Here is a 23859-nt window from a genome sequence, read left to right on the forward strand (position 1 = left end):
CTCATTCTTAGGCAAGACATGCAATTGATTAGCCATCAGTCAACTCATTTGAAAAAAGTAAATGAACAAGTAGCCCGTTATTATTCTTTATCGTCAACTCACCGCCTAGTTGCATACTAAATCCATGCATGAGTGTCATTCCCAACGAAGGTGTATGGGCTGTAGTTGGATTGAGTGGGAGCCCAATACCGTTGTCAGCTATGGTTAGTTCAAATTTATTGGACTCAATAGAACGAAACGAGACCCTTATTTCACCGGGTCTTTCATCGGGAAAGGCGTACTTTAAGGCATTGGTAATCGCTTCGTTAATCAATAAACCAACTGGTATGGCCTCGGTAATAGTCAGGTGAGTTTCCTGTACGGCTAAGGAGAAGGTAACTGGTTGAGGCAAGTCGTAAAAATCGCGCAGGTAGGTCACAATTTCCTGAATGTATTGGCGCATATCAATATGATTGACGTTGTCAGATTGATAGAGATTCTGATGGATCAACGCCATTGCCTGTACCCGATGTTGACTGATCTGAATGGCGGATAAGGCAGCCTTATCCGCCAGATAGCTTGCCTGTGAGTTTAACAAACTCATGACAATCTGAAGATTGTTCTTTACCCGATGATGGATTTCCTTGAGTAACCATTCTTTTTCAGTCAGCAAAATTTGTAGGGTTGAGTTTTTGTGATCAATCACTTTCTGCCGCTCTACTAATTGTTGATGACTCGTTTGTTTAAGTTGAAACCGATTGTAGACTAATCCTAAAAGGATTATCAACATGACTGCTCCGGCAATGATAAAATTGCGGGTTGTTTGGGCTTTTTGTAGGGCTATTTCTTTAAGTCTTGCCTGCTGATTTAGTTGAATAATTTTTTGCTTATTTTCCCTGGTTTGATACTGAACTTCGAACAAGGCGGTTCGTTGTTTCGTCGTTTCACTGATTAGGGAGTCGTTAATTGCCTTATAACGTTGATAATGGATGATAGCCGATTTGTAAAAGGCTTGAGCTGAGTCCAGTTTAAACCACCATAAATGATTAACCGCTAATTTTTTGGCATAATGTGCTGTCAGGCTTAACTGTTCATTCTGAATGAGGTGTCGTCGCGCCCTTTCATACTGTCCGCTCTGGATATAAAAGGGAATCAACACGGCATAAATGTAAGAATGGTAATCCTTGCCGAGATTCTCCTTGAGCATTGCCTCCAACTGGTTACTGTAGGATTTAGCCCGTGTATAATCAGGCTTCAGTTTACTGTAATAGTTCACATAGCAGGTCGCCATAGCCAATTGGCAATCAATATCTTTTTTCGTATTAGGGAGTTTCTGAATAACTCTTTCCATATGATCCACAGCATCCTGGATTCTAAGCGTGCTGAGGGCTTTTGCATCACAACTAGTAAGTATGGCACTGATCGTTGTCCCCAAAAGAATGATTGTGTTCGGCCTGTATTGTTTTTGAGCGGCTCGCAACGATTTGTGAAAATAGATTAGCGCCTTATCAGGTTGATTGAGTTCGTTATAGGTGATTCCCAGACGACTATACACTTTTGCCAGTTTATTAGTATCTCTGGCAGCCTCAACGGTTTGCAAGGCCAAAAGGCCATAGTTCAGACCAGCTTCATAGTCACCCATTTTGCTGTAAACAAACCCTAGTAAATCATAAAGCTCCTGTAGTTTAGTATACCTAATGGAACGATACAATTTGAGGGCTATGTGTAAATCCTGAAGTGCTTTCAGATTATGACTTTGCAACTGATAAAGGTCTCCCCGGTATTTTAAGGCTTCCGCTAGCTTTACTGTATTTGTTGCTCGACTCAGTAAGGGAATCGCTCGTTCATAAAGTTGAATTTGAACCGATAAATCCCGATCAGATACCGAGTAAAACAAGGCCTGAACCATATACACATCCGCAAGGTCTTCTGCATGTCCATATCGGTTAAGCACTTGTTTCGCTTTCTCCGTTAATCGCCAGGCTTGCTGTGTATAACTGCGCTCACGTAATGCTTCAGCCGCGAGCAGGTAACTCAATCCTTTCCCTCGTTGATACGTTACCTTGTGGCTTAGTGCATAGGCGCGTAAGCTTAATTGATAGGCAGTGTCTAAATCGCTCGCCAATTCCCCCGATTTCATGACGAATGCATGTCCTAGTGCCAGTAGGAATCCAACTCGACTAATATCATTCGTGCTTTTTTGGAGCTGAACACGAAGACTGTCTATGTATTTAGGTGATGGAGATGTTGCCCAGAGTGAAGGTGCCCAGACAACAAAAAAAAGGATTCCATGAATTCGGAGAAAAAAAGATAGCCGCCCCATATCGGTTCTCTTTACAACTTAGCTACCAAATTTCTTACAGTCTTTCAGACAACAGTCTAAAATGGCCGAATTACCTGTGAACTGACGAATAACTAAATCCTGAAACTAATGGCCAAATCTCAGTGAAGTGAGGAGTGTATCAAATCCATTGATAGTTAATACTGGAAAATTGAATCTAGAGTAGGTAGGGCGGGCAAAACAGAATTACCAGGCATTAGCAAGGCATAATCAATCGCTCCAATTCATTGGAGCGATTGATTAAATAACTCCAATTCATTGGAGCGATTATTAGGGCGTCTTCTCTAAAATTCAGTGATTTAGACGAAAAATGGCCTATAAACACAGGTTTCTGTTCGATTTTCCCTATTTAGAATATCTCCGACAGTTTGGCATGCTTTTCGGAATACACTTAATGAATCTGTTTGCCGAGATGCAACTGCCACCACGTGCATCTTACTCAACTGCTTGAATAAGGACTTGATTTTCCACCTTAGATTGGTCACTATGAGCACATATCAACCAGGTTATTTCACGAGTTGTGAATTGCTGAACATCACCGAGTTTGGTGATGTTACCACTTCCCAAAGCCGAATAGCCCGGCAAATTATCAGCGCTAGTATTGCACCGTTCTCTGACCAAATTGAGTATCGATATCGGTATTTCCCTGATTTGAAAAAAACAGAATCTGTATTAGCAGCAATCGCTTTAGAAGCTGCCAAAAGGCAACATAAGTTTCAACTAATGTATAATGCATTACTCTCCCTGCCGACAATCAATACCTTGACTTTGATAAAACTTGCTTCAACACTCGGACTTGTACAAGATCGGTTCATCCCCGACCTGCTATGTGATCACATTCATACAATTATCAAGTCTGATTGGTTGGAGGGAACTAATCTAAGTCTGAACCAAGCTCCAGCTCTTTTTGTGAATGGGCATCGGTTTCATGGGAAATTTACAAGTGCAAAGCTCACTCCATTTGTAAGCTTTCATCTTGAACAGTCCCGAAAGCCTTCATCCATAACTAACAACTGATCTTACTGAAATCTTTTAGTTTCTGGGTTTAGCCTTATTAAATAGATAACGTATATATACATTCGTTAGCAACTAAATGCTTGTTCCAAACTTCAATAAAATTAGTGATATGAACGATTGGTAAGAGTTTAATTTAGTCAACCTATAACGTCACCTGGAAAGTAGGCTTATTACATCTTCCCTAATATACCACGTATCAAAGTTTGCCATTTGTCCGAGTAGACCTACGTCTACGGTTTTTCGGTTGCCAACTACTTTGCTTCAATTATGAACGACATGCCAACCAGTCATGCCACGGTTCCCTTTGCTTTTCAAATTGTTTCACCTTTTAATGCCGTTAATTATGAACACAATCGAAGTGGTTAATCATGTACAACCAGTACCTGTAAACGACGACCCAAATCTTTCCATTGGCGTCAAAACCTTTTTAAATATCCTAAATAGCAGCGGAGGCCCACCTCTCGAACAATTGCCCCCTTTGCAAGCCAGGGCAGTTCTGGAAAACGCTCAAGCATCTGTTTCTGTCGATTTATCAGGAATTTACCTTTCTCAGAAAACCGTTGAGGTTGATGGCTATACGATCGATTTAGATATTTTGCGGCCGACGGGTGTACCGGGATTATTACCCGTATTTATTTTTATTCACGGTGGGGGTTGGGTACTTGGCGATTTTCCAACGCATAAACGGATGGTTCGAGATCTCGTTGTTCTATCAGGTTTTGCAGCCGTGTTTATCAACTATACACGTACGCCTGATGCCCCTTTTCCACGCGCTATTAATGAAATCTTTGCTGCAACAAAGTGGGTTGCCGATAACGGCCATGAGATTGGCGTTGATGGTAAAAACCTAGCGGTAGTAGGCAATAGTGTTGGTGGAAATATGACGGCTGTGACCGCCTTAAAGGCCAAAATGAATGGTGGTCCGCATATTAAACTGTTAATCATGATGTGGCCAATCGTTGATGCTGATTTTGAGACCAAATCCTATATGCAATATGGTCAGGATCGGTTCTTAACAACGCCCCTAATGAAGTGGATGTATGATATGTACATCCCAGATCCGAAGGATAGAAAACAGATATTTGCTTCACCGTTGCAGGCAACCATTGAGCAGCTAAGAGAGCTCCCTCCTACACTTATTCAAGTTGCCGAGAATGATGTGTTACGGGATGAAGGGGAAGCGTTTGGTCGCAAGCTGGATGAAGCTGGTGTACCGGTTACCACAATCCGATACGATGGTGTAATTCATGATTTTGGTCTACTCAATGGTCTAGCCGAATTGCCTCCGGTAAAGTCATTGTTTGTTCACGCAGCTGCTGAGTTGAAAAAATATCTTGGCTAATGTTCCTAACGCCCAGACAGTAGATGATTGTAAAATCATCTACTGTCTGGATATGTATAATCGTGTAAAGTATGCACTGAAGAGACATATTGTATTATTTCCTTTTTGAGTTTGGAAGCACTCTTTTAAGAACTAACTAAAGCTTTACATAGTCTGAAAATTTTTGTACTCCTAGCATTACTGTAGCCATAATATATCTGTCACTGCTACGAAAATTTAGGTTTATCCATAAAACTGGAGATGTACATTTTTGCAGATTGTAAATAACTAGCATAAACTGAGCAATTCGCATGATTTAAGGGTTTTGTCGACCCAAATCGTATTGGTACAACCTTTGAGTAGAGTCCTATTAAAACTTCGATCATTGACTTCAAAGGGCATGAGCAATACATAAAGTTATGATTGAAAATGGAACTACTACCAGCAACTTCAATCAGTATATGTCAATTCCGAATAATGTTTAATTAATGCGTATTATGAAAATTGTAATTATTGGCGGCACTGGTTTGATCGGATCAAATGTGAGCGAAAAACTGCGGCTGTTAGGGCATGAGGTGATCGCAGCTTCTCCTTCTACCGGTATCAATGCAATGACTGGTGAAGGGCTATCGGCCGCATTGCATAGCGCTGAAGTGGTTATTGATCTTTCTAACTCCTCTTCTCCCGAGGAAAATACCGCAATCAATTTCTTCCGAATCGCCGGCAGGAACCTAGCTGCTGCGGAAAAAGCGGCCGGTGTCAAACACCACCTCTTACTATCGATCGTAGGAACAGATCGGGCACAATACATCGGCTACCTGCGCGCCAAAAAGGAGCAGGAGGATATTATCAAGGCGTCAGGCATTCCTTATACGATCATCCGCGCTACGCAGTTCCACGAGCATGTTACGACCATTATTGCCGTACAATCCGATGAAGAACACATTCATGTTTCCACTGTGGATTACCAGCCGATTGCCGCAGAAGATGTGGCAGCATTAGTAACCCAGTTCGCTTTGGAACCTCCCAAAAACAGCACGGTGGAAATCGCAGGCCCTGAGCGCGCGCCAATGACAGAGTTCGTTACCCAATACCTCTCAGTTAAGGGAGGAGACAAGTCAGTTAAAGCCAACGACCAGAATAAGTATATGTTCTTTGACATCCCGAAATCCCTTCTGGTGCCACAGGGTGATTTTTATCCTGGCGTAATCCGGTTCGACGACTGGATAAATGAATAAGTTAAACTATCACTTCCCAGTTTAAAATCATGAAAATTGTAATTATAGGCGGTACTGGAATGATCGGTTCGAAGTTAACAGCAAAACTTCATTCACTTGGCTTTGATGCCATTGCCGCTGCCCCAGAAACTGGCGTTAATACTGTAACAGGTGAAGGACTTGCTACTGCTCTTGAAAGGGCACAAGTTGTCGTCGATGTTTCAAATTATCCTTCTTTTGAGGCTGGTGTCGCTCAAAACTTTTTTGAAACATCAGGCCGGAATTTGCAGGCTGCAGAATCGGTTGCAGGGGTTCGGCATCACATTTTGCTAACTATTGTGGGGACTGAGAGAATGCCAGACAATGTATATTATCGGGCAAAGGTGGCACAGGAAAATATTGTTAAATCGGGCTCAATTCCATTTACCATTTTACATGCTACGCAATTCTATGAGTTCGCTAGCTCATTCTTATATACTAGTAATAAAGACCAATCAATCCCACTACCTCCTGCTCTAATGCAGCCAATAGCGGCCGACGATGTCGTGGCAACACTGGCGGATTTGGCGGTAAGCGAACCTTTGAATGCAGCCATTGAAGTAGCGGGACCAGAGAAAATACCAATGGATGAATTTGTAAGACGTTATTTGAACGCAATTGGTGATTCTCATAAAGTTATTACTGACGAGTCTGCCGGTTTTTTTGGAACAGTCGTCAATGATTCCTCCTTAACTCCAGGTGATAACCCTCGAATCGGTCACATACTATACGAAGACTGGCTGAGAGCAATGACGCAGTCTCAACAGTCGAGCGCTATTCACTAAATTTAAGCCCTTGTGTTTTCTTTATAGTGATTCCTAGGATTTTCAATCCAGCTTTATAAGTGCCTAATTACTTGAGTACATTGGAATCAGAATGACTAGGTTCTTGCAAATCTGATTCTATACAAAACCCTGCTACTTGATCTAATAGCAGGGTTTTGTAGTTTATAATGAATGGCTACTGGTAAACAATTCTTACAAGAATTGTCCTTCTGTAAATGTTAAACACAGTTGAACACCTTGCTCTTGCTTAATCGTCAAAGTGCCTTCAATTTGTTCACTCAGGCCACGTATCAGACTCATTCCAAGCGTCCTAATTTGGGTTGGGTCAATATCGTCAGGAAACCCGATACCATCATCCCAGATAATTAATTGATAGTGGCTACTCCTCAATTGACTAAACTTTACACCTATAGAACCTGATCTGCTATCAGGGAAAGCATATTTAAGCGAGTTTGTGACCGCTTCATTCAAAATCAATCCAAGGGGTATTGCCAATGTGACATCTAATTCTACCGGATCGATTTCAATACGTTTCTGAATAGTAGTTCCCCGATTGTAGGTCACCAGTAAATAGTTAATAATCTCCTGAATGTAATTTCCCATCGAAATACTGGACAACCGGTCCGATTGATACAGCTTCTGATGGATTAATGCCATCGCGTGTACTCGATTCTGGCTCTCAAGGATGGCCGTTAACGCAGCTTTATCTGTTAAATAACTAGCCTGCGAATTTAATAGGCTCGTGATGATTTGAAGGTTATTTTTCACCCGATGGTGAATTTCACGCAGCATCCATTCCCGTTCATCCAGCAAATGATCTTTTTCTTGGATCAGTTGCTCTTTGTCGGTCAAAATTTTTTCCTTTTCAATTAAGTTGTGTTCCAGTTCTTGATTTTTGCGATTGATCTCGATCTGCTTATCCTCCAGCAAGGTATTACTTCGCTGCTTGATTTGGTATCTACTATACCCTACACCTAATAGGAGAACCAATAGAACTGTAAACGCAATCGTCCCATTTTTCAGCAGGGTTGTCTGTTCTAATTGATTTTGTTGAAGTTGACTTTGTTTAGTGAGCAATTGGATATTACGTTGTTTAAGTCGTAGATCCTGATCTTTTTTTTGGGTTTCAAATTGAATCTCCAATTGAGCGATATGTCGACTTTTGGTCAGATTCAGCAGGGAGTCCTGAAGCGATTCATACTGCTGGTAGTGTCGGATGGCAGCAGGGTAGTTGGCCATAAGGGAATCTAACTTAAACCATAAAAAATGGTTTTTACTCAAAACTGTTGTTGAGCTAGTTCGTTGACCTCTTTCCTGGTTAATTTTTAAATAGGTTAAGGCTGCTTTATACTGGTTACTTTTGATCAGAAAACGAATGGTAGATTCATAAATCGCCGATAATTCTACACTTCCATTTCCCTTTTTAGCCAATAAGTCTAATAGTTGATCGCAATAAAATTGCGCTTTGTCAACTTGATTCAGATCGGAATAGATATCCAGTAAATGGAGGGCAATGGTAAGTCTGCTTTCAGTGGATAGCGGAGGGTACTGCGTACTCATCTTGGTAAAAAAACGTAGTGCCTGACTTGGCTTTCCTTGCTGGAGGAGTAATTGAGCAATGTTCCCTGAAACATTGAGAATATATGCATTTTGTTTATGCTTTAAGGCAATTTGTAAGGCTGTCTGGTACTGAATATTTGCCTCTTTGTATTGATCCAGGGCGTGGTATACCAAGCCTAACCGATTATGAATCGTACAAAGTTGAAGTGTAGAATCATGCTGATTTTCAGCTGTTTTAATGGCTAAGTATCCATAGCTTAGAGCTTCCTTATAATCGCCTAATTTTCCAGACACAAAACCTAGTAAATCATAGATCCGCTCTAGATTAGAACGGTTTGCCTGTCGATAAAGGGTTAATGCATTGTGCAGCTCAATTAGAGAAAGAGTATAATTTTCCTGAATCTGATGATGATCGGCTAATTCTTTATACACATCCCCCTGCTTATATATATTACCTGCCAACTTATAGTTATTAAGCGCTTTTTGATAAAGCGATATCCTTTCAGGTAATTCATCGCGTTCCAGGGTATAGAAACGAGTCATATCCAGGTAAAGGTCACCTAGTTCCTGCCAACAATGAGCTGTCGTAAAAATAGATATGGCACGTTGGGCGTATTGATTGGCCATATTATGATCCCCTTTCTCAAGCAAGACCAGAAAAAAACCATAATTTACCATGCCCACCCCTCGCGGATATGCCAACCGATTACTCAATTCCTGCGCCTGACGGAGCATAACCAGCGCGGTGTCCAAATCATGGTTCAGTTCCTGAGGTTTAAATATGTATAGCCAACTTGTCTTAAGCAGTTTATTTACATGCTGCGTATCAGTCATGGAAACAATCCCTTTGGCAGACACTTCGGATGGTTTGGCATGCTGAGCATAAATAAGTCTACTTAGTAAACTCAGAATAACCAGAATGATAAGCCTTTGCATAGTTAAAGACTGGCTGAGAAGACAACGCCTTCTACCACATAGGGTAAAAGAATTACCCAGTCGAATGATTGCCTGTTTACCAACGACGGTTAATTAATCTTCTACTGAGGTCAGTAGAACCCAATGAATAAAATTAGGGCATTTCAAACAATCATTCGATAAAACGATTCTCAAAGGGCTAGAATTCAGGAGACTCTAGGCATTGTCGAAAAGTATACGCACCCTGTTCTGTTAACTGTCTTTATCCTATCCTCCAGAATTCTGGATATATACCCGGTTTTGGATATGCACAAAGCTCCAAAACAATTTTATATCTTAAAAAGGGTCAATATACGCCCAAATAGCCCTTATCTGGAGAATATCAACTGTGGCACAGGCTTTGGAAATACTATAGCCAAAGGAAATGCCGGACCGAATCTTCCCATTCATTTCACTCAGGTAACTGGTTGTCAAGGTCGTCCACCATTAGCATAAGTAAGTACTTCATTCTTAATTTAAAAACTACGATTATGAAATTCAATTTCTTTGAACTAGAAGCAGACCCAGATAATCTTGGGGACCGTGCAATGTTAAACTCCGATCGGCATCGCAGTTTACCTCACACGGAGGACAGTTTATCGGAAGGAGATGAGTTTGTGGACGATTCTCTACGCTTGAATGATCCTCCTGGCTCACTGCTGGATGGGATGAATTTGTAAGTCAATGCCACTTATCCAAAAGATGATTTCTTCTTAATTCTTTTCTGGCATAAAGCCAAGGAGCATTTTACCAACTTAGCTCTATATGAATGAAATCTAAGTAGGCATATATCCCTTAAAATGAACTTTCAACTATGGAAATATTCGATTTAGAGGTTATCAATGTAAGACCCATTTTGACCGAGCTACAATCAAAAATTCAAACGCTGAATGGCGCTGGGAACGTTTATCTGGATCGGTTACGGGCACTTCATACAACAAACCCGTTCCGGGCAAACTCTCAAATGGACGAGTTTGGAGTCAGTGAACATGTTTTGCCGAATATTCTTCAGTTTTTAGGAATACGAAGTATTACGTTGAATAAGCCGCATGATTTATCGAAACTGGATAGTCTTGATTTTGACACTGTCCAAATTGCCAGTGAGCAATATAGCTGGCAATATTTCCGAAATGGGTTAGTCATTGGCGAATTACAGGCATTATTCAAAAACTCTCGAATAATTGCATTTGATGATTGGTCAAGACTAGTAGGCTTTTCCGATTTATGGTCTGGGTTGCTTTTTGATGTCATTAGGCCAATTGAAAAGTTTGATTTGGAATTCATTTTCTACCTAGGTGATCCACAGCATAAACTTACCTTTCAAGTAGATGAAGCGGTTGATATAATAAGCAGTTTTTCAACTTATGGCCAGGTTACGTTAGCCTTGGATGAAGAAGAAGCCCTAAATCTTTGGAAAATATTCAACGGATTTCATGGCGATACGGCCAGGCTGGAAGATACCTTTATTGATCTTAAACGGAAATACATCTCCCTATATAGGACAATGTCCATTAGTCGTTTACTTATCTATTCAGCAAACGAAGCTATTGTTCTGAGTAAAAACGAACATTTTGTACTGGCAAGGCATCGGGTACCTGAATCCATTGAACTTGCGCCGGATGCCCGTCAAAACTTTATCGCAGGATACTGCCTTGGGCTACTCTTTAGGCTAGATGTAGCTCATTGTATAGCTTTAGGACTGGTTGTATTTGGCAGCGCTGGTGAATTAAATTCAAGTCCAGCCCGTCAGGATTTACTGGTTTACATCGATCGATGGATTGAGGACATTCAAAAACCAGAAACCATCTACTTATACCAATAATCGAAGCTTAATAACTCAATGAAGTATGCCTGAATCAATTACTATATGTACTTGAAAAGTAAGTGGCGTACTGGCTAGACTACAAATTTGTCGTTAAGAATGAAGGCTGAAATGAGACAAGAACGGAGAAAACATATAGTCGTTATCGGGGGTGGTTTTGCGGGGCTAAATTTTATTCAAAAAATGGTGGGTCATCCAGGGTATGCCATCACGCTGATTGATAAAAACAACTATAATTACTTTACCCCCTTGTTATATCAGGTTGCTACTGGTTTCCTGGAACCATCCAGCATCAGTTACCCATTCCGGAAGCTGTTCCACCACAAAAATGTTGCCTATCGAATGGCAGCGTTAGCGCAGATTAATCCAGAAAACAACAGCCTGGTTCTTAGCGACCATTCCGAAATTAGCTATGATATTCTAGTACTGGCGGCTGGGTCAAAAACCAATTACTTTGGGAATGCGAATATTCAGGCGAATGCATTCAGTCTAAAAGGAATTGATGACGCCCTGTTTATGCGTAATGAATTAATCAAAACGTTTGAGCAGGCTTCTCTGGAGAGTGACCATGATAAGCGTAAAGTGCTATTAACGATAGTCCTGGCAGGCGGTGGGCCGACGGGAGTGGAATTGGCGGGTATGCTCGCCGAATTCAAGCGGTATATATTGGGAGAGGACTATCCGACGTTAAAAAATGCGGCTGCCGAAATTTATCTGATTGAAGGATCGCCTAACCTGCTCGCCCCCATGAGTGATCAATCGCATAAAGATGCGTTTCGCGCCCTACGCCAGGAACAGGTACATATCAAACTGAACACAAGGGTGGTTAGTTTTGAGAATGATACGGTGCAACTTTCAGATGGAAGCAGTATAAAAGCCCGAACCCTGATCTGGGCAGCTGGGGTTACGGCCAATTCATTTCCAGGTTTGCATCAAAACAACAGCAGAAATACCAATCGTCTCATCACTGACTCCTTTAATCGGGTAGAGGGCTATTCAAACATTTACGCCATTGGGGATATTAGCATTCAGTTTGGCGACAATGCTTACCCAAATGGGCATCCGCAATTAGCCCAGCCTGCTATGCAGCAGGGAAAGCATCTAGCCCGAAACCTGATTCGCATTCAGCGCAATCAGTCCCCGACGCCGTTTATTTACTTTGATCGTGGCGATATGGCCATTATTGGTCGAAAGACTGCCCTCGCAGACCTCTTCAAACACAAAGTGCACTTTGGTGGCCTGCTTGGATTGTTAAGCTGGTTATTTATTCACCTTATCTCGCTAGTTAACTACAATAACAAAGTTAAAACGCTCTATAATTGGATCGTTGCCTATATAACGTCTGATCAGATGCTTCGAATGATCTTTCGGTCTGAAAATCGGGAGAAAAAGGTTTCACTGGATAAGCCCATTTCCTCGACCATATAAGCTTGGCTTTTCCAAACTACGTATATACATATTCGTCAGGAAACCCAGAGTTAATTATTCCCTCAATTTCATCCACTAAACATGAATTGGTTCACCTCGTTTTTAACTAGCTCTATCGGGAAGAAAATTGTTATGGCAACCTCTGGGCTATTTTTAATTAGCTTCTTAATTGTCCATACTTCGATAAATGCCATGATCTTTTTCAATGATGGCGGCAAACTGTTTACGCATTGGGCTCATTTTATGGCAACGAACCTGATTATACGTACGATTGAAGTCGTCTTGGTCGCAGTCTTTATCCTCCATATCATTCAGGGGTTATTGTTATGGAAGCAAAACAAGAATGCTCGCCCTGTACGGTATTATGTGAACAAACAATCAAGCAATAGTAGCTGGTACAGTCGAAGTATGACCCTTCTAGGTACGCTTATCCTCCTCTTTCTCGTAATTCATACCCGGAATTTCTGGATTCCCAATCGAACGAATCAGTTTTTGTATGGAGAAGAGCTACCGCTCTATGAGATGATGCTGTCCAAGTTCCATAATCCAGTCGAAGTATTTATCTATTTGTTTGGCTGTTTTTCATTGTTCTGGCATTTATTACATGGGTTTAGAAGTTCGTTTCAGTCGTTAGGGTTGAGTCATGTCAAGTATACTGGCGTAATCTCCTTTATAGGCGTTTCCTTTTCGGTCGTAATCCCGCTTCTACTAGCGTTGATGCCTGTTTCTATTTACTTAAACCTCATCCGGTAGATTGGTGAGCAACCCAAGGGCTTCAAAAGGCTTAAAACCAGATGCTTGCCTAGTAAACCATAAATGGCTGTAAAACAGACCATATACACTCTGGCTCGCTAACAATACCAATAGTAAATTTTAAATACTGGCCCAGTACATAATTTCAATTCAGACCAAAATTCACAGGACGAGGCTTTCATCTTAAGCTAAATACAGTAACGACCAACTTTTACATCTAAAATCACAATTATGAATAAAGTACAAGCATCGAATTACTTTTTATTAGTCATCAACGGAGTTTCTGGCATATGGGCCTTATTCTTCCCCCATGAATTTCATACTAGCTTCCCCGGTTTCGGATTTCATTGGATAGACATTTACGGACCTTATAATGAACACCTTATTCGAGATGTTGGCGCTTTCTTTTGTGGCTTAACTTCTTTATCTGTTTTTGCTATCCTCGACAGTGACATAAAGACCGTGCGCTTAATGGCTTATTCAAATCTGGTTTTTAGCACGCCCCACTTTGTCTATCATGCGGCCCATATGCACATGTTTCCGACCGCTTTGGATCGATTTTTAGGCATTTCTTCCCTGTTCCTGGTTGCTTTTATACCCGGTTTAATTCTGTTTTGGACCTCTATGAGACCTGCCCGTATATTTTGATACCTAAAAAATTAAAGGCTACTGTTTAGGCTGGCTAGCTCATTTTGGTCTCTTGGTTAATGACGTATAGAAAATAATGCTTTCGTCAACGACAACAGTACGCAGGCCACCAGCACCCTGTACACCAGATCAAAAAATGGCCTGCTGGTAACTTCAGATCGAGTATCTGCACAATACTAAATTTTTTAAAGAGCTGACCTTTACAACAAACAAAAATTGACCCTCACAGCAATGTTCCATCCGCAACTTTGCTAGAATTTTGCAACTGAAATACAATCAGTATATATGTGGACAACAGAAAACATGCCTGATTTATCAGGGAAAACAGCAATTATAACCGGGGCCAACACCGGTATCGGCTATCAGACGGCCAAAGCCTTTTATGAAGCAGGAGCCAATGTGACCATCGCAGTTCGGGATGCTCAGAAAGCAAAAACTGCCATAGAACAAATCAGGCAGGGTTCATTCGGAACAGGCACTCTGGAAACAGGCCTTCTCAATCTGGCTAGCCTCCATCAGGTGAAAGAGTTCGCCGAAAACTATAAACGTCATCATCAGCACCTGGATATCCTTGTAAATAATGCTGGTGTAATGATACCGCCCCCCACCAAAACGGACGACGGATTTGAAATGCAATTCGGCGTGAATTTCATGGGCCATTTTGCCCTGACAGGGCATCTGTTTCCTTTATTGAAAAATACGCCGAAGGCAAGGGTAGTCACCCTTTCCAGTGGAGCCGCAACGCGTGCATCAGGTATCGACTTCACTAACTTGAAATTAGAGCAGCCCTACGAGCCATGGCGCGAATATGCCGTTAGCAAACTGGCCGACATTTTATTTACCTACGAATTAGACAGGCGATTAAAGGTTATCCAAAGTACTATACTTTCTGTCGCGGCACATCCCGGTGTTACCCGCACCGACTTGCAAAGGCATATTCCCAGCGAGGAATTATCGGGTATGTTTGCTCAGTTTGACGACGTGATGGAACCCTGGCAAGGCGCTCTGCCAACCCTTTTTGCCGCCACGGATGCCTCCGTCAAAGGCGGTGAATTTTACGGACCCAATGGCGATAAAGAATACGCGGGTTATCCGGCACGCTCGAACCATTCTACCCCGGCCATGAATGATAAAGCTTTAGCCAAACAACTCTGGGATTATGCCGAATCAATAACCCAAATCAACTTTCCCGTTTAACAAAGGCTATAATCATGAATGCAACAGTTTTGGTAACCGGTGGAACCGGGTTTGTGGGCATACACACCATTCTGCAACTTCTACAGCAAGGCTATATCGTCAAGACCACCCTTCGCTCTTTGTCTAAGAAAGACACCATCATCCGGGCACTCAATGAAGCAGGTATAATTGACTTTACCAATCTGTCTTTCTACGAAGCCGAGTTAACAGCAGACGCAGGCTGGGCAGAGGCCGTTGCCCATTGCAACTATGTGCTGCACATTGCCTCACCATTTCCTGCCCAGGAACCCAAAGATGAGAATGATCTCATCATTCCTGCCCGTGATGGAGCTTTACGGGTATTGAGAGCTGCTAAAGAGGCCAGCGTAGAGCGAGTCGTGCTTACCTCTTCTTTTGCCGCCATAGGTTATGGTAGAGAGCCGAGCAATCATGTCTTTACCGAAGCTGATTGGACCGATGAAAAGGCACCGATTATGGCATACATCAAATCCAAAACTGTCGCCGAAAAAGCAGCCTGGCAATTTATGGAAGCAGAAGGCGGTACGATGGAGTTGACCGTTATTAATCCGGTGGGCATTTTTGGGCCCGTTATTGGGTCTATTTCATCGGCTTCTGTAGATATCGTTAGCGGAATTATCAATGGCACCATCACCGAAAGCCCGGCTTTTTCATTTGGTGTAGTGGATGTGCGCGATGTAGCCGATATTCATATCAAGGCCATGCTTAATCCAGAAGCAAAAGGTGAACGGTTTTTGGCTACTTCCGACGGGGTAATGACTTTCTACGATATTGCCCAACTGCTTAAAGCACAAAAAGGTGGAATTGCCCAATCGGTATCAATCCTAACCAACCCGAATGTGTCATACATTACACTTTCCAATGACAAAGCTAAAACTGTATTAGGTTGGCAACCCAGAACCAAGGAAGAGGCTATTTTAGCCACCGTGGAAAGCCTATTCGATGTCAAGTCAACTTAATGACTTTAAGAATCCTAGTATACCCTGGACAGGTATTGTCAAATTAGTTCAGGGTGTGTATGATATTAAATGTTACTCAATGCCGGAGCCTTCTGAATATAGTGCCGATCGCTTATCTGATCGATGAAAAAATGGGCCATGTCTTCTCGGCTAAGTGTTAGACTTTGGTTTTCTCCGAAATAGCCAACATTAAGTTTTCTAGTTGCGGGCTTATTTGTGAGCCAGGGTATTCGGACAATCGTCCAATCAAGTGTAGACTGCTGAATATGGAGGCCCATATTGATGACTTCCTGATAAGTACCTCTGGCAACTAGCTTTAATAGATTGACCATAATCCAGAATCTGAAATCGGGACCATCTTCCTTTACTTCGATATTGCGGGTACCTAAAGCAACTAATCGTTTGACCTGTTGCTTTTCCATAAGCCTAACAATATTACCTACTCCATCACTCAGGGTGTTGTCTGTAACTTTACCTTTTGGTCCCAGAAAACTCAAAACAGCGTCGGCTTTTTCAAGGGCCTGCTCAATTGCTCGTTCATTACTTAAATCGCCTTCAATGACCCTTAATCGTGGATCTACGATATCCATTTTAGATCTATTCCTTACATAAGCCGTTACACGATAACCTTTTTCCAAGGCCTTTTTTATGGCAATTTTTCCCGTGGCACCAGTCGCACCGAAAATGGTTACGTTCATACTAAGTGAGTCAGTTAAATTAATGAAGTTGCAAACCTATTTATCTTTATCACCACATTTACAATACTATCTTTTCAGAAAGCGCTATCGATTCAGCTAGTAAAGATTACCCATGGAAGTCAGCAAAAATTCCCACCTAGAAACTACACTTCAACAGGAATGCACCGATGCATTACTTCCAGTACGTGATGCCCTGGAAGTACTTAATGGTCAGTGGAAACTACCTATTTTGATTACCTTGGCCAGTGGCCCTAAGCGGTTTAAACAGATTTCGAGAGAGTTAACCCCAATTACAGACAAAAAGCTCTCCCAAGAATTAAAGGATCTGGAGTCCAATAACCTGATTCTACGAACTGTATATGATACCTTTCCTCCCAGGGTTGACTATACACTAACCGATTATAGCCGATCACTGGCAAGTGTTATTACTTCATTAAAAGAGTGGGGTCTGTTTCACAGAAAAACGATTATAGGCTAATTCGAGGTGAGTTTTCAACATTAATTCGAAAAGCGATTCCCAAAAAAGCATCCCGAAATAAAACGATTTAGCTATTCTTTACTACAAGTTGAACGCGAATAATCCCCTAAACGGGAGAGTATCTTTATAGTTAAAAAGGCTTGTAAAAAATAGTATTTTACCATTAATTGAACTTAAAGAGTTTCGTTGTCCTATCCATTTACAAATTGTACTTTTCATAGGATTTCCGGAAATGGCAACTTTTCGTTAACAATTTTCAACACAAACGCTACTTGATCGATCTTGTGTGGTGCATAGGACCGAAACGACTTTTTTTAAAGGGCTCTAAATGAAGAGCATTAGATACCAAATAAATCTGTAATTTCAGCTCTTACAAACTACTTGATGCAACGAAGCTAGATTTCTTACATCTCACGAAAGCAACGTGATACAGTTACTTTTTCCATGAAGTTGCTACCGCCCGGCGACGAGGTCAACTCTTAGGCCGTCGTAAAGGGCTATCTAAAGCTTCTGAGCAGAAAGCTTGCATTGGTACAATGAAAACAAGTATTCTGTAAAGCAGATCGCACGCGAGTTACACATCTCTAAAACAACATTATATAAGTATCTGCGTCAACGAGGGGTTGAATTCGACTCTTCAGTTCAAAACCCAACTACCACAGCGTAGAAAAATGTAGGTGTTGGCTATTTAACATTTATTAAACGAACCTTCAATTAAGGTTTTTGACAAGGAAGGGCCTAGGCTATTTCATCCCCCAGTTTAACACCTCTACCGCACGGGCCTAAACTTGCTGATGACCCGTAGAAACAGACTGTTGAACCAAACAAAGAGCAGTAGGCCAAGAATAATCAACACGGCATCCAGCTTGTAGGAGAAGCCTATGAATTTCTCCCTACCATCCAGGGAAAGTTCATACCGAAGCCAGTAGCGCTCGACGATCGTCGTGATTCGGTCAAAGGGGAACGCTTCGTCGTAGATAAGGGGGATAACCAACCGGTTGGTCGTATCGATAAAGCCGTATTTGTCCTTCATGCGAACCATCGAGAGGCCATGCTGATAATACGAGGCAAAATCATAAGTCAACGGCGTGCGCACCTTTCCTAATTTATCAATATGACCGAATTTACCCTTGATGGCCACCGCCGACCTATTTTCAGCCGTAAAGCCAGTTGCTTCGTCGTACAAATGGGAAATGCGCAACTGACCCGTTTTGTCGATACAGCCCCATTTGTTATTCTTTTTGACCCAGAATAGACCGTTGGTAGGCTTGCGCGTATCGGTATAGTTGAAGGGAACGATCAGTTCGCCCGTTACCGGACTCACGTACCCATACTTATTCCCATATTGCACGCGTTGCAGACCTTGTCCTGAGTAGGTGTAGTCGATATCAATGGCATCGAGGGCCACTGGAACTTTCAGTACTAAATTGCTGTCGATGATGCCAAACTTCCCCTGGTAGTTAAACGGAGTAACGTGGTTGGATCGCTGGATCTGCTCGGTGACAAAGGGCGTAAAATTGAAGTTGAGAATAAAGTATTCGCCTTTTCGCCACCACAGCACATCTTCCTTGGTGTCGTGGTTACAGGAAAAATCAAACGTCGATTCGCTGATCAGATAGTCTTTTGCGTAGTGCTGGATGGGAATCCTATACAGCTCGTTTCCCCTCCGATCAATGTAGGAAAGCCCGTAATGAGTGCCGGCCGGATAAATGACCCAGGTTTTGCCATTGCGGAAGCGGTCGGTGGAGGTGTATTTTGGCTGGATAATGATATGCCCCTGTTTGTCGATAAAGCCGTGCAGTCCATGGCCTTGGGGACTAAGCGTCATCGGCACAAACTCGGCCAGCCCCTCCTGAAATTCGCCAATGTCGCGGTAGGCGGGGGTTCGTTTGTGTCCGCTTTTATCGGTGAGGAAGGTTTGGTAGGAATGGCAGGCCCTGGTAATCTTTTTGACCACATAGACCTCCCCATAATCCTGGCATTCATCATACTCCTTAAGCCAGGCCTGGTTTGGCTCGGGCTGGGTCTGGGCCAATAGCCTCGCCGATGGCCAGAGAAGCATAATAAATGCTAGGGTTCGAAGCAGGTTTATGAGGCTTTCGAACCGCGGACTTTTGAGCGTACACCAGACACTCTTACCGTATTGTTGAGCCATACATCTTGATCAATAAGAGAGGGATTATCCTTGCTAGATGTCGTATCTTACCGTATTCCATACTCCTACGGAGGAAAATGTCGATGAACAAGCCAGGTTTAGTAGCTCTGCCCTTACAGGATTACTTTATGGAGCTGGAAGGTGAGAAAGGGATACTTTTTGGAAAAGTCCATCAGCCGGGTTTCGGCTTCTTCCAGGCTCAACTGTTCGGATGAGTCCGACAGGGGCAGCAGCGCTCCGGTGGAATCATCAAATTCACTGACGCTGATCCACTCCCCCTGAACGGGGGTGAGAAATTGCACTTGGTAATAGAGCATAAAGTCGGGGCTTCGGTTACTTTGTAGACTCAGTCGACTCAAAGGTAGAGCTTTTGAGCAAGTTGACAGAGCTTGAATTACCGTTTAAGTCTTGTCAAACAGAAATCCGGCAATAATCAAAACAGCTAAAGAATAAACAAAAAAGCCCTGACTAGTCAGGGCTCCTTACTATTACTCAGCATCCGAGGCCTGTTTGGGCTTCCGGCCTCTTGGCTTACCGGTATAAGGCACTTTGGGAGCCGCTGCTTCAGGGGCTACTTTTAGCTCAAAGGCGGTTGTGCCTTCATACGCGAACAGACGAATCGTAAAGTCGTATTTTGTTTTGGCGAAATCGATTCCGCTTTTCTTTAAGATAAAGGGTAAGGCCAAGGTATAACTTTTAGCCGCTTTCTCGAAAACGAAGGTTTCCTCAGTTGTACTGCTTGGCACCAGGTATAGGGATTTGGCTTTGCGCTTGCCCTCGTCCATACCTACTTTGAAGGATGTATTATCTAGATCAACCCCTATGTGAGCTACGGTCTTGGCGGGAAAAACAAGTTTCCCGGCTGATGAAACGTAACCGCTTAACTTTACCTTAGCTGGTTTAGTGGCTTTTTCAGCCTTGGCCGTAGGCTGCTTGTTTTCAGTGGGCGAAAAAAAACGGATATTGGCGGCTTTCATTACCTTGATTTTAAAACGTTTACCAGGCAGTAAAGGTAGAAATTTACCTCATCAATGACGACAAACCACGAGTTCAAGCTCAACGACTTAGTTACGCTCATTAATCCGAAGGCGGCTCCCGAGTTAGAAGCAGCCGATGGTGCTATTGACTGGCCAGTTCCGGTGATCAGTCAATACGGCCAACGAGTCCATTGCTGGAACAGTCAACGGCGCGAATTCACCATCACCCTCAGTGCGACCGAGATTCAGAAAGTTGGTTGATTCGACTTGTCCGTAATCGTGTTCTACAGGAGGAGATAGCCGGTACGCTACATTTGTTCACAGCCCTTTTCCAATCGTAAACGGTTGATGGCTGTCAAACTAAGCCCCGAAGGGCTGCTGATGGATGAAAAGCGGTCAGTTGGCCAACGGGATTTTAAAGAAAGCGGTGAAGACAGAAGCCTTTCCGAACCGCATGCTTTGTTTCAATGAAGTCCAGGGGGAGTCAATACCAACCGTTTTAAAGCCAGGAAACGATTGTCGACAATGACCGCCCTTCGCCAATGGCCGCTACTTAGAGCGGGTGTCCCCAGATGACCGAATAGCGGTCACCGTATCGGCTTAGATGCCGAATGGGTAGCTTGCGGGGGGCTAGCTCATTGTATTTAGCCTGATACTGATCACTACTCATATCGAAATAATGATACCACTCTCCGCTGGTTTGCTCATAGATTGCCGCGTAATACGTTTTACCATTGACCCAATATCCGCAAAAACGCGTTATCTGGTAGCCCTTTGGCGTCAGTTCCTGAAAGTGACCTTTGGCCTGATCCCGGGTCATGTTGACATACTGGGTAAAGCCGCCGTGTGGCCGCTTTCGCCAAGTCCCCACCAGGCGAATCCCGGCCGAACTAGCGTCTTTTGAATACCCGCACAAATCGTGCAACACGTACCCCATATCGGCCATGGCCTGGTTTTTGACCACAAAGTCGGCTACCGTCATCACGTGCGTCTCGGCCGGCTCCGCCACGGGTTTCCAGATGCACGTGATCAGGGGTGGAATGTAGGTCGAGGTCGTATCGATTGGAATAAGCCCAAACAGGTCTTTTGTACCCACGTCGTAGCCACCCCCAACCGCGCTAACCTGGTGGGGATAAACCTGTTGAGCAGCCCACTCATTTCGACGCTGAATAAAATCGGCCTCAGACATATTCGTCCGCACGGGGCGTTCAGGGCCCGGTTGAAACGATCCGGCTAGGGTGTTACCACCGGAGAGGGTTTCGGGCCAGTAGTTGAGGGCGGCATAATAATCAAAGCACGCTTGAAAACTGGCGGCTTTGACGCCGTGAAAATCGGTGGGGCAAGGGGCTTGTGGTGCCACGAGAAAGAGGAGTTTGGTTACCCAAAGTTACCGAGCGGTTAACAATGCCCGCTAATAACATTGAGCAAACGGTTAAGGCAAGGGGGGCAACACAGGAGTCATTCGAATACGCTCGGTCCGTGACGGTGTGAGCCTTTTTTACGCTCAGCCAGCTATCAGACGGACGTTTTCTTTAATGGTTTCTCGGAAGAGTGCTTATGGCCGTAAACAATCCACGTGCCGCCATCTTAGTTCGCACTATTCGACAGTCGGGTCAGAATGGGAGTCCAATTGCCCAGAGGCTCAATCGGAATGGGTTTCGGACACTGCGTGGTTAATCCGTTCAGGGCATGTAGGGGCAACGAGTGATCGAGTGGATGGCTTCATCCCCAACATCAACCGAATACTCGACTAGTAAGTATTTGCCAATCTTGCTTTTCTACAGAATGCATTCAACCCTTTATCAATTCATCTGAATGGTGCTACCTATCCAGCTTCCATCCCTCAAAAACTGCTTTTCGTTTGTGGCTATTAGTAGTCTCTTCTTACTTACCAGGTTTCCTGTAGAAGCCCAAATAAACCTGCACACGGACGATTTGCCTCGTTTCTACCAGGCTTTTGATAGTGTAATGACCACGAGGGATACCGCTCAGCAGGCTGCCTTTATCCGGAGGCTGTATGTAGATAAGGCTAGTCAAGGTCTTAAAGAATTTATGGAATTGCGGGGCGGCAGCACGGCTAATTGGCGAGCCTTCATGGAAAAAGACAAGATGGTCCTCCTTGAAAAAAGACCCTGGATCTTGTCGGTCTTAGAGCAGGAAACCGAAATTCGAAAGCGAATAGCCCTGTTTAAGCGCATCTACCCGGCTTTTCGGGATGGCGACATCTACTTTTGTGTGGGCATCAATAACTCCGGGGGTACCATTGATAACCGGACGGTCTACATTGGCACCGAAGTGGCGGCCAATAGCCAGCCCAACTGGGCGGTTCCCCTGGTGTTGCACGAGTTTGTGCATACTCAGCAGTGGACGCAGCGTAATAAAGATCGTATCCTGAAAAGTAAAGAGTTAGAAAAGGAATACACGGCTACTCACAAGCAGTTACTGGGTAGATGTATCGAGGAGGGCATGGCTGACTTCATTGCTGAACTGGTTTATGAACAACCCTTGGCCGTCGTCAATCCTGGGGGGCATACCGCCTTTGGGCTAACCCATGAGCAATTGATCTGGGATGCCTTTCAAAAAGAGATGTACGCTGACGTGGATTGGAAAGGGGGTTGGCTATACGGCAAGCGAGCGATTGCGGGTCAGCCCGTCAGGGATTTAGGCTATTTTGTGGGCCATCAAATTTGCAAACAGTATTATCAGAAAGCCAAGGATAAGCAAGCGGCTATTCGCTACATGATCGAGTTGAATCTAACCGATGAAAATGCCAAACGATTTTTGTTGGACTCCGGCTATGCATCGGCCCGAAAGAAATCACCCTAATATAGGTAAGAAGATGACTGGAGTAGGTAATCATCATTCATCGCTGATACTCCTGAAGGTATACGTTTACTTTTTTACGCTTCTCATAATGAGCGTCATGGGCTTGTCATACATAGTATATCATCCATAGAAAACTGACAGGCTGACAGAGTAGCCAAATTTTCACCGATTAGAAGAAATGAGCGATCGACGTTAAAAAGCTTTAGGTAGGGTTTTCGTGAACGATTTAATAAGGGCTTATAAATACCATATAATTAGGTATTTGATAGTCAATTATACGTCCAATATCTTCCAAGCACTAACCATTTAACTGAACGAAACTTGGATGACACGTCCTGAAAAGTGTTAATCGTTTGTTAGTAATCTGTTTTTTTATTGACTAGTAAATAAAGCTCTATTTTCATTGTTCATAACATCAACCAATTGCTTTTGAGTATAATAACCCTTCCACCTTCGCTTTGATTAATAGGAAAATGAAAGCTTAAAACTTTTTATAGAGTTAGCGCCGAACGGAACATAAATATAACCTGAAAGGGAAAGTTGATTAGGTTAAATTCCCAACCCTATTCCTAAATTATAGCCACGGGTTACGGGATAGTTTCCAACATCCACCCCAAACACTGAATCAGCTGAACCACCTACCGCCGGATCAAGCCCACTGTATTTAGTGATGGTGAATAAGTTGGT

The 23859-nt window shown here is 43.2% G+C and carries 21 protein-coding genes; 14 read left to right on the forward strand and 7 right to left on the reverse strand.

Features of this window, described 5'->3' with window-relative positions; all coding sequences use genetic code 11:
- Positions 1–28: 28 nt before the first annotated feature.
- Positions 29–2119, reverse strand: coding sequence for a histidine kinase dimerization/phosphoacceptor domain -containing protein (locus tag ACYVC2_RS32525; protein WP_231780115.1), 2091 nt, complete (start codon positions 2117–2119; stop codon positions 29–31).
- 687 nt (positions 2120–2806) lie between these two features.
- On the opposite strand from ACYVC2_RS32525, the gene ACYVC2_RS32530 reads away from it, so the two are divergent.
- The 4 genes from ACYVC2_RS32530 (at position 2807) to ACYVC2_RS32545 (ending at position 6699) form a co-directional block, all read left to right on the forward strand.
- A complete protein-coding gene (locus ACYVC2_RS32530) occupies positions 2807–3337 on the forward strand; it encodes a DsbA family protein (protein ID WP_461109957.1) in 531 nt (176 codons plus the stop codon).
- A gap of 343 nt (positions 3338–3680) precedes the next feature.
- Positions 3681–4679, forward strand: coding sequence for an alpha/beta hydrolase (locus tag ACYVC2_RS32535; RefSeq protein ID WP_461109959.1), 999 nt, complete (start codon positions 3681–3683; stop codon positions 4677–4679).
- A 476-nt stretch (positions 4680–5155) separates the two neighbouring features.
- Complete coding sequence (locus ACYVC2_RS32540; RefSeq protein ID WP_231780118.1) at positions 5156–5896, forward strand: SDR family oxidoreductase; 741 nt, start codon at positions 5156–5158, stop codon at positions 5894–5896.
- Positions 5897–5925: 29 nt separating this feature from the next.
- Positions 5926–6699, forward strand: coding sequence for an SDR family oxidoreductase (locus ACYVC2_RS32545; RefSeq protein WP_231780119.1), 774 nt, complete (start codon positions 5926–5928; stop codon positions 6697–6699).
- Positions 6700–6891: 192 nt separating this feature from the next.
- Here the strand turns inward: ACYVC2_RS32545 and ACYVC2_RS32550 are convergent, their stop codons facing one another.
- Positions 6892–9195, reverse strand: coding sequence for a tetratricopeptide repeat-containing sensor histidine kinase (locus tag ACYVC2_RS32550; protein WP_461109962.1), 2304 nt, complete (start codon positions 9193–9195; stop codon positions 6892–6894).
- An 832-nt stretch (positions 9196–10027) separates the two neighbouring features.
- Between ACYVC2_RS32550 and ACYVC2_RS32555 the strand changes: the two genes are divergently transcribed.
- The 6 genes from ACYVC2_RS32555 (at position 10028) to ACYVC2_RS32580 (ending at position 16038) form a co-directional block, all read left to right on the forward strand.
- Positions 10028–11035, forward strand: a complete 1008-nt coding sequence (locus tag ACYVC2_RS32555; RefSeq protein ID WP_231779944.1) for a hypothetical protein — start codon at positions 10028–10030, stop codon at positions 11033–11035.
- A 99-nt stretch (positions 11036–11134) separates the two neighbouring features.
- Positions 11135–12463 (forward strand): NAD(P)/FAD-dependent oxidoreductase, encoded by a 1329-nt coding sequence (locus tag ACYVC2_RS32560; protein WP_461109964.1) that lies wholly within the window; start codon positions 11135–11137, stop codon positions 12461–12463.
- Positions 12464–12544: 81 nt separating this feature from the next.
- Positions 12545–13216, forward strand: a complete 672-nt coding sequence (locus ACYVC2_RS32565) for a succinate dehydrogenase cytochrome b subunit (protein WP_461109966.1) — start codon at positions 12545–12547, stop codon at positions 13214–13216.
- Positions 13217–13447: 231 nt separating this feature from the next.
- On the forward strand, positions 13448–13864 hold the full coding sequence (locus ACYVC2_RS32570; RefSeq protein WP_231779946.1) for a hypothetical protein: 417 nt from the start codon (positions 13448–13450) through the stop codon (positions 13862–13864).
- A gap of 285 nt (positions 13865–14149) precedes the next feature.
- Complete coding sequence (locus tag ACYVC2_RS32575) at positions 14150–15061, forward strand: oxidoreductase (protein WP_231779947.1); 912 nt, start codon at positions 14150–14152, stop codon at positions 15059–15061.
- A 14-nt stretch (positions 15062–15075) separates the two neighbouring features.
- Positions 15076–16038: an SDR family oxidoreductase gene (locus ACYVC2_RS32580; protein WP_231779948.1), complete on the forward strand. Its 963-nt coding sequence runs from the start codon at positions 15076–15078 to the stop codon at positions 16036–16038.
- A gap of 65 nt (positions 16039–16103) precedes the next feature.
- On the opposite strand, the gene ACYVC2_RS32585 is transcribed toward ACYVC2_RS32580, so the two are convergent.
- The gene (locus ACYVC2_RS32585; RefSeq protein WP_461109969.1) at positions 16104–16736 is read right to left on the reverse strand and encodes an NAD(P)-dependent oxidoreductase; all 633 of its coding nucleotides are present in this window, start codon (positions 16734–16736) and stop codon (positions 16104–16106) included.
- A 112-nt stretch (positions 16737–16848) separates the two neighbouring features.
- Between ACYVC2_RS32585 and ACYVC2_RS32590 the strand changes: the two genes are divergently transcribed.
- On the forward strand, positions 16849–17214 hold the full coding sequence (locus ACYVC2_RS32590; RefSeq protein ID WP_231779950.1) for a winged helix-turn-helix transcriptional regulator: 366 nt from the start codon (positions 16849–16851) through the stop codon (positions 17212–17214).
- Between the two features lie 523 nt (positions 17215–17737).
- Complete coding sequence (locus ACYVC2_RS32595) at positions 17738–17881, forward strand: helix-turn-helix domain-containing protein (RefSeq protein ID WP_231779951.1); 144 nt, start codon at positions 17738–17740, stop codon at positions 17879–17881.
- A 102-nt stretch (positions 17882–17983) separates the two neighbouring features.
- Here the strand turns inward: ACYVC2_RS32595 and ACYVC2_RS32600 are convergent, their stop codons facing one another.
- From ACYVC2_RS32600 to ACYVC2_RS32610, 3 genes are all read right to left on the reverse strand, one after another.
- Positions 17984–19276, reverse strand: coding sequence for a WG repeat-containing protein (locus tag ACYVC2_RS32600; protein WP_461109972.1), 1293 nt, complete (start codon positions 19274–19276; stop codon positions 17984–17986).
- Between the two features lie 206 nt (positions 19277–19482).
- Positions 19483–19686, reverse strand: a complete 204-nt coding sequence (locus ACYVC2_RS32605; RefSeq protein WP_461109974.1) for a hypothetical protein — start codon at positions 19684–19686, stop codon at positions 19483–19485.
- 171 nt (positions 19687–19857) lie between these two features.
- Complete coding sequence (locus ACYVC2_RS32610) at positions 19858–20346, reverse strand: hypothetical protein (RefSeq protein ID WP_461109976.1); 489 nt, start codon at positions 20344–20346, stop codon at positions 19858–19860.
- Between the two features lie 54 nt (positions 20347–20400).
- Here ACYVC2_RS32610 and ACYVC2_RS32615 point away from each other — a divergent pair, with 54 nt between their 5' ends.
- Complete coding sequence (locus ACYVC2_RS32615; protein ID WP_461109978.1) at positions 20401–20607, forward strand: hypothetical protein; 207 nt, start codon at positions 20401–20403, stop codon at positions 20605–20607.
- Between the two features lie 292 nt (positions 20608–20899).
- On the opposite strand, the gene ACYVC2_RS32620 is transcribed toward ACYVC2_RS32615, so the two are convergent.
- Positions 20900–21706 carry a hypothetical protein gene (locus tag ACYVC2_RS32620; protein ID WP_461109979.1) on the reverse strand — a complete coding sequence of 269 codons (807 nt, stop codon included), beginning with the start codon at positions 21704–21706 and terminating at the stop codon, positions 20900–20902.
- 608 nt (positions 21707–22314) lie between these two features.
- Here ACYVC2_RS32620 and ACYVC2_RS32625 point away from each other — a divergent pair.
- Positions 22315–23172, forward strand: coding sequence for a hypothetical protein (locus ACYVC2_RS32625; protein WP_461109981.1), 858 nt, complete (start codon positions 22315–22317; stop codon positions 23170–23172).
- Positions 23173–23859: the final 687 nt, after the last annotated feature.

This window comes from Spirosoma koreense, assembly GCF_054777875.1.

Bases quoted from the DNA above. Each gene is read 5' to 3' on its own strand.
- ACYVC2_RS32525 (WP_231780115.1), bottom strand. From the start codon at position 2,119: ATGAAATCGGGGGAATTGGCGAGCGATTTAGACACTGCCTATCAATTA.
- ACYVC2_RS32530 (WP_461109957.1), top strand. From the start codon at position 2,807: ATGAGCACATATCAACCAGGTTATTTCACGAGTTGTGAATTGCTGAAC.
- ACYVC2_RS32535 (WP_461109959.1), top strand. From the start codon at position 3,681: ATGAACACAATCGAAGTGGTTAATCATGTACAACCAGTACCTGTAAAC.
- ACYVC2_RS32540 (WP_231780118.1), top strand. From the start codon at position 5,156: ATGAAAATTGTAATTATTGGCGGCACTGGTTTGATCGGATCAAATGTG.
- ACYVC2_RS32545 (WP_231780119.1), top strand. From the start codon at position 5,926: ATGAAAATTGTAATTATAGGCGGTACTGGAATGATCGGTTCGAAGTTA.
- ACYVC2_RS32550 (WP_461109962.1), bottom strand. From the start codon at position 9,195: ATGCAAAGGCTTATCATTCTGGTTATTCTGAGTTTACTAAGTAGACTT.
- ACYVC2_RS32555 (WP_231779944.1), top strand. From the start codon at position 10,028: ATGGAAATATTCGATTTAGAGGTTATCAATGTAAGACCCATTTTGACC.
- ACYVC2_RS32560 (WP_461109964.1), top strand. From the start codon at position 11,135: ATGAAGGCTGAAATGAGACAAGAACGGAGAAAACATATAGTCGTTATC.
- ACYVC2_RS32565 (WP_461109966.1), top strand. From the start codon at position 12,545: ATGAATTGGTTCACCTCGTTTTTAACTAGCTCTATCGGGAAGAAAATT.
- ACYVC2_RS32570 (WP_231779946.1), top strand. From the start codon at position 13,448: ATGAATAAAGTACAAGCATCGAATTACTTTTTATTAGTCATCAACGGA.
- ACYVC2_RS32575 (WP_231779947.1), top strand. From the start codon at position 14,150: ATGTGGACAACAGAAAACATGCCTGATTTATCAGGGAAAACAGCAATT.
- ACYVC2_RS32580 (WP_231779948.1), top strand. From the start codon at position 15,076: ATGAATGCAACAGTTTTGGTAACCGGTGGAACCGGGTTTGTGGGCATA.
- ACYVC2_RS32585 (WP_461109969.1), bottom strand. From the start codon at position 16,736: ATGAACGTAACCATTTTCGGTGCGACTGGTGCCACGGGAAAAATTGCC.
- ACYVC2_RS32590 (WP_231779950.1), top strand. From the start codon at position 16,849: ATGGAAGTCAGCAAAAATTCCCACCTAGAAACTACACTTCAACAGGAA.
- ACYVC2_RS32600 (WP_461109972.1), bottom strand. From the start codon at position 19,276: ATGCTTCTCTGGCCATCGGCGAGGCTATTGGCCCAGACCCAGCCCGAG.
- ACYVC2_RS32605 (WP_461109974.1), bottom strand. From the start codon at position 19,686: ATGCTCTATTACCAAGTGCAATTTCTCACCCCCGTTCAGGGGGAGTGG.
- ACYVC2_RS32610 (WP_461109976.1), bottom strand. From the start codon at position 20,346: ATGAAAGCCGCCAATATCCGTTTTTTTTCGCCCACTGAAAACAAGCAG.
- ACYVC2_RS32615 (WP_461109978.1), top strand. From the start codon at position 20,401: ATGACGACAAACCACGAGTTCAAGCTCAACGACTTAGTTACGCTCATT.
- ACYVC2_RS32625 (WP_461109981.1), top strand. From the start codon at position 22,315: ATGACCACGAGGGATACCGCTCAGCAGGCTGCCTTTATCCGGAGGCTG.